The following is a 5,163-nucleotide window of genomic DNA, read 5'->3' as shown; positions in this document are numbered from 1 at the left end:
ACTTTCAACTCATCCTTATGTCTATCATTTATAGGATGAAACCGAATCGTGTCTACTCCTACACCATGCACATGCTCTATTCGGCCTGCTCTGAATCGGCGGTCAATTGCCAATTTGTAATCTTCCTCGTTAATCGTTATTAGGCAATCTGTTAAATAAGAGAGGATTTTCTCAAGAGGGTAATAGACCAACCAGTTTATGAGAGAAGCACCCTTGCAAAAGTGAAACCCATGAGCGGTATATACAACTTTCGTTCCATTCTTGCGTGCTCCCCGCGCTGCTAAACGTGCGAGTACACCACCCATTGGCGTGTGGCAGTGAATGATATCATACTTATTTTCATCTATGATTGACTTTAACTCATCGTAGGCTTTAATGTTTTTCAATTTAAAAGGGGACCTTTGGATGGCAATGTTAAACTTTGCGTCGACATAAGGAAGGTCCATATCACCGTTAGCGGCAACATGGACCTCACACCCCTGCTCCTTAAACCACTTCATGTAAGGTAAATGAAATGCTTTAAAATGATAATCAACAGTGGCACATAATAGCACTTTTTTAGACATCCGTATCCCCTACTTAATTAATTCTTTCTCAAGAGTTGACGAAAGATATTTGAGTAATTCGTATCTTAAATCCTCACGTTGCAAAGCGTAATTGATCGTCGTTTGTATAAATCCTAGCTTCTCGCCAACATCGAATCGTTCACCGTCAAATTCGTAAGCATAGACCGATTCGAGAGCATTTAACTCCTCGATGGCATCCGTAAGCTGTATTTCTCCTCCAGCGCCTGGTTTTTGATCATTAAGCATATCAAAAATTCTTGGCGTCAGAATATAGCGGCCCATGATGGCAAGATTGGATGGCGCTTCTTCTTTCTTAGGCTTCTCAACCAAATGATTGATACTAAATAGCTGCTTTTCAATTTGCCTGCCATCGACAATGCCATACCGGGATACTTCATCATCAGATACGTGCTTGACGCCAATAATGGAGGAATGACGATACTCATATTGTTCCATCATCTGCTTCAGACACGGCTTATCCGCCCGAACAATGTCATCCCCTAACAACACAGCGAATGGCTCTTCCCCGATAAACTTTCGTGCACACCAAATTGCGTGCCCCAGACCTCTAGGCTCCTTTTGGCGGATATAATGAATATCTACTTTGGACGACTTCTGGACTTCAGTCAGTAAGTCAAACTTTTGTTTTTCAAATAAATTTTGTTCAAGTTCAAAGGAATTATCAAAATGATCCTCAATTGCTCTTTTCCCTTTCCCCGTCACAATAATGATATCTTCAATTCCTGATTCCACAGCTTCTTCTACGATATATTGAATGGTTGGCTTATCGACAATAGGAAGCATTTCTTTGGGCATGGCCTTCGTTGCAGGCAGGAATCTTGTACCCAGACCAGCAGCTGGAATAATGGCTTTACGTACTTTCATTGATTCAAAACTCCTTTTTAAACGATTGAGATTAACTTTTTCGGCAATGGGATTAAGTTACTATTGGCTAGATTCAACAATTGAGTCCGTAGGCTCTCTTTATCTAATGTGGTATAGGTGGATATCATTTCTTTTATTTCTTCCATGTACAATTCTGATGTTTTTCCGATGTAAATCTTAGGATAAACCTGTTTTTCATTGATTTCATCGCTATTTAACAACTCTTCAAAAAGCTTTTCCCCCGGCCTCATACCGGTAAATTCAATGCCTATATCTTCTAACGAGTTTCCTGAGAGCTTGATCAGGTTCTTAGCCAAATCAACAATCTTCACAGGCTCACCCATATCAAGGACGAATATTTCCCCACCTCTGGCAAGAGCACCCGCTTGAATAACTAATCTAGACGCTTCTGGAATCGTCATAAAGTAACGGATCATATCAGGATGAGTAACGGATACCGGGCCACCTTTTACAATTTGCTGTTTGAAACGAGGAATGACGCTGCCACGACTCCCTAACACATTGCCGAAGCGCACAGCCACGAACTTCGTGTTACTGTTTCGATCCATATCCTGAATAATCATCTCAGCCATTCTTTTGGTGGCTCCCATGACACTTGTTGGATTGACCGCTTTATCCGTGGAGATCATGACAAACGTATCTACCGCACCCTGGCTTGCCGCTATGGCTACATTCATCGTACCTATTACATTGTTCTTAAATGCCTCTTCAGGATTTCTTTCCATCAAAGGCACATGCTTATGAGCAGCGGCGTGATAGACGACGTCCGGATGATATTTATTCATGATCGACATCATCTTTTTAACATCTTGGATATCTGCGATTTCTGTGATGAGCTCAATGGCTGTAGATTCATATAAATCCTTTAATTCCATTTCAATTGAATAAATGCTGTTTTCACCATGGCCTAGTAGAATTAGCTTCTGAGGAGTGAACTTAGAGACCTGACGGCAAATCTCGGAACCAATGGATCCACCGGCACCAGTTACCAATACCACTTTATTCGTGACATATTCTGAAATACTTTCAATATCCAATTCGATAGGATCTCGGCCAAGTAAGTCTTCTACCTGCACATCCATAAAGTGATTAACCGAAAGTTTCCCCGATACCAGGTCTTCTAACTTGGGGAGAGTTTGCGTCTTTGCGTTGGTTTTCGTGCATTCCTGGAAGATAAGGTTTAAGTCTTTTTTGCTTAGGGATGGGATCGCAATGATGATGTTATCGATATGTAACTCATTAACCGCTTGTTCTATATGCTCAATTCCCCCAATGACAGGAATCCCCAAAATATCAAGGTTATGAATTTTCACATTATCATCGATGAATCCTACCGGGAACATTTCAGTCTCGTTATTTTTGACCAATTGTCTGACTACCATGGTGCCAGCTGACCCAGCTCCAACAATCAGTGTTCTTTTCTTAACCACTGACTTCTTGATATATGTATTCCGGATGATCCGCCAACAGAAACGGGAACCTCCAATGAGAAGCATATGCAGCATCCACGTCACTGCAAGTAAACGGAAATAAATATCATGGATAATTAACTGCTGAACACAAGCGACGGTAATTAACGAGTAGGTGGTAGCTTTTACAATAAATATTAGTTCCCCAATGCTCGCATGTTCCCAAGCTTTCTTGTATAGCTTAAACACGAATGAAAAAATATGATGACTAAGCAGCAAGGTAATGGAGCTAACAACCAAAGGCAACGTGATCACGTCAAAATTCGCACTTAATAAAAAACGACTAAAGAAAATGGAAGTGAAAACGATAAAGGAGTCAATGAAGACTAATAAAGATAATCTCGTCTAAGGTCGATTCAACCCACAGCATGGCCGAGTGCCTCCGTTGATAACGGTCAGGAGGCATCACCGGTAGTTGTATGTTATTAAGAACACATGGGTAAATTTTTTTGAATACAACGCTGCAAACACACATAAAATTCTCAATAAAGAACAACTATATAACCTCATTTTAGTTCTTTATAGAGAACGTGTCAACATCGTTTTCAAAACACTTTTCATGCTACGCGCATTTATAAAATCAAAAAAGGCCACTCTCAGCATCACAGTGGCCTCTATGCTAGTATTCTCCTAGCTTATTATTCCAAATGGTTTGAATTCTGCCAGCAAATCAACGAACTCCCATATGATGCTTCCATCCGCTGAGGTACCGCTGGTTTGCGAAGGTGGAACTTTACCGCTTTTACCTGCCACATTAGATTTATAAACTTTCCCATTGGCAAATATATAGGTGTTTATTGGATAGGAAGTATCCGCAGTCCAAACCGTGTCCTCTGCTGTTCCAGCCAGTGTAGAAACCCATCCAATATAATTGCCTGTAAGTGGAGTTGTGTTGTAAATGAGTTGGCCACGCCTATAATTTCCAGAAGTAGGTGGACTAGCAAGTTTATAATAAGGATCTACGATACCGTCTATATAGTTGTTTATTTTTACGTGTGTTTGGTACTCTAGTATTTCTATCTTGGCTATTTTTACTACGTTATTACTGAACAGTATCTCTGTCAATGCAGATATGGGATCGCTTGCATTTATTGCTTTCATAACTTTGGATGACTTGAAGATATTACCATCCATGATGAATGATTTTGCTACAAAAGTAGGCCACCAAAAATCAATCATGGTTCCAGTGTTCGTTGGATTATAGTTAAATGTATTACGATTGAACACGACTTCACCGCCGACATCTCTAAAAAGAAATGCCGTACTATCTTTACCGACAAAGTAGCTGTCGCTTATATCAAATAATGCATTTTTCTTGTTCTGATCAAATGTAAGCAGCGTATATCCATCCCACTCAAATGAACAATTATTGAATTGATACTCCGCTAGAGGATTATTTATTGTTGAAATTGGGCCTGAGTTCTTAAACGTACAATCCGAATAATATCCCGGAGGCAACCCAGTTACAATACTCTGATTGTGTTTAGTGTTAATAAAAGAAACGTTGTTGAATAACCATCCATTTTTTGTTGARTTCGACACCCATGTCAAGCTGCCGCCTTTCGGCCCTCCACCTTCGATTGTACAATTCGAAATCGCTTGAGGTTCAGTAGAAAATAAAAGCGTAGACCCTAAATTCGGTATTGAATTATAGTAATCACCATCGTTATAAAAACTACAATTATCTAGCAATACGGAATATGCTTTGGTTCTGCTAATATTAAGAGGGCTATTATGAAAAAGGGAATCGCTGACCAGAGCTTCTCTACTGCCTTGGGATAACGTAACTTTTGAAGCATAAAAATGATTATTCGAAAGTATGACTTCTGCTGCAAGTGATCCACCGATATCTCTGAAATCATTGCCACTTACTACTACCTTATCTACGTTTTCATTAATTGCAAGCGTGCCGCCCCTTATCGCATTGTTTGTAATACTTATATGTCTTCCGGCAACTGCAATAATATTGTATGACGCGTTATCATGAATATTATTACTGTCCATATATATATATTGGTTAAAATCATACATGTCTTCAATATCGACTGCTCCTTGGGGCGCGGTTCCTTTAATATGGTGAATTTCACTTTCATTCACATAAACGTATTTCGCACCGCCAACACTTATTCCTAGCCTCCTGCAATCATGTATATTGCATTTATTGATATAAAATTGCTTAGCAAACTCTACGACTTTTAATATGATTGTGCTTTGTCCAATAG

General features: G+C 39.7%; 4 protein-coding genes. All 4 read right to left on the bottom strand.

The annotated features are described in order from the left end of the window. Positions 1-566, bottom strand: a 566-nt coding sequence (locus tag AC1DUA_RS29950; protein WP_477503212.1) for a glycosyltransferase, incomplete at its 3' end; no start/stop codon positions are given. Positions 567-575: 9 nt separating this feature from the next. Next, the gene (gene galU, locus AC1DUA_RS29945; RefSeq protein ID WP_477503211.1) at positions 576-1,451 is read right to left on the bottom strand and encodes a UTP--glucose-1-phosphate uridylyltransferase GalU; all 876 of its coding nucleotides are present in this window, start codon (positions 1,449-1,451) and stop codon (positions 576-578) included. 17 nt (positions 1,452-1,468) lie between these two features. Continuing rightward, on the bottom strand, positions 1,469-3,262 hold the full coding sequence (locus AC1DUA_RS29940; protein ID WP_477503213.1) for a polysaccharide biosynthesis protein: 1,794 nt from the start codon (positions 3,260-3,262) through the stop codon (positions 1,469-1,471). 309 nt (positions 3,263-3,571) lie between these two features. Then, positions 3,572-5,163: right-handed parallel beta-helix repeat-containing protein (locus AC1DUA_RS29935; RefSeq protein ID WP_477503210.1), on the bottom strand; the 1,592-nt coding region annotated here is incomplete at its 5' end.

Source organism: Paenibacillus sp. 01T422, assembly GCF_056398785.1.
The sequence above is the reverse complement of the archived record's forward strand: the minus strand, read 5'-3'. Positions and strand labels throughout refer to the sequence as shown.

Excerpts from the sequence above, each read along its gene's own strand:
- galU (WP_477503211.1), bottom strand. The coding sequence starts at position 1,451 with ATGAAAGTACGTAAAGCCATTATTCCAGCTGCTGGTCTGGGTACAAGA.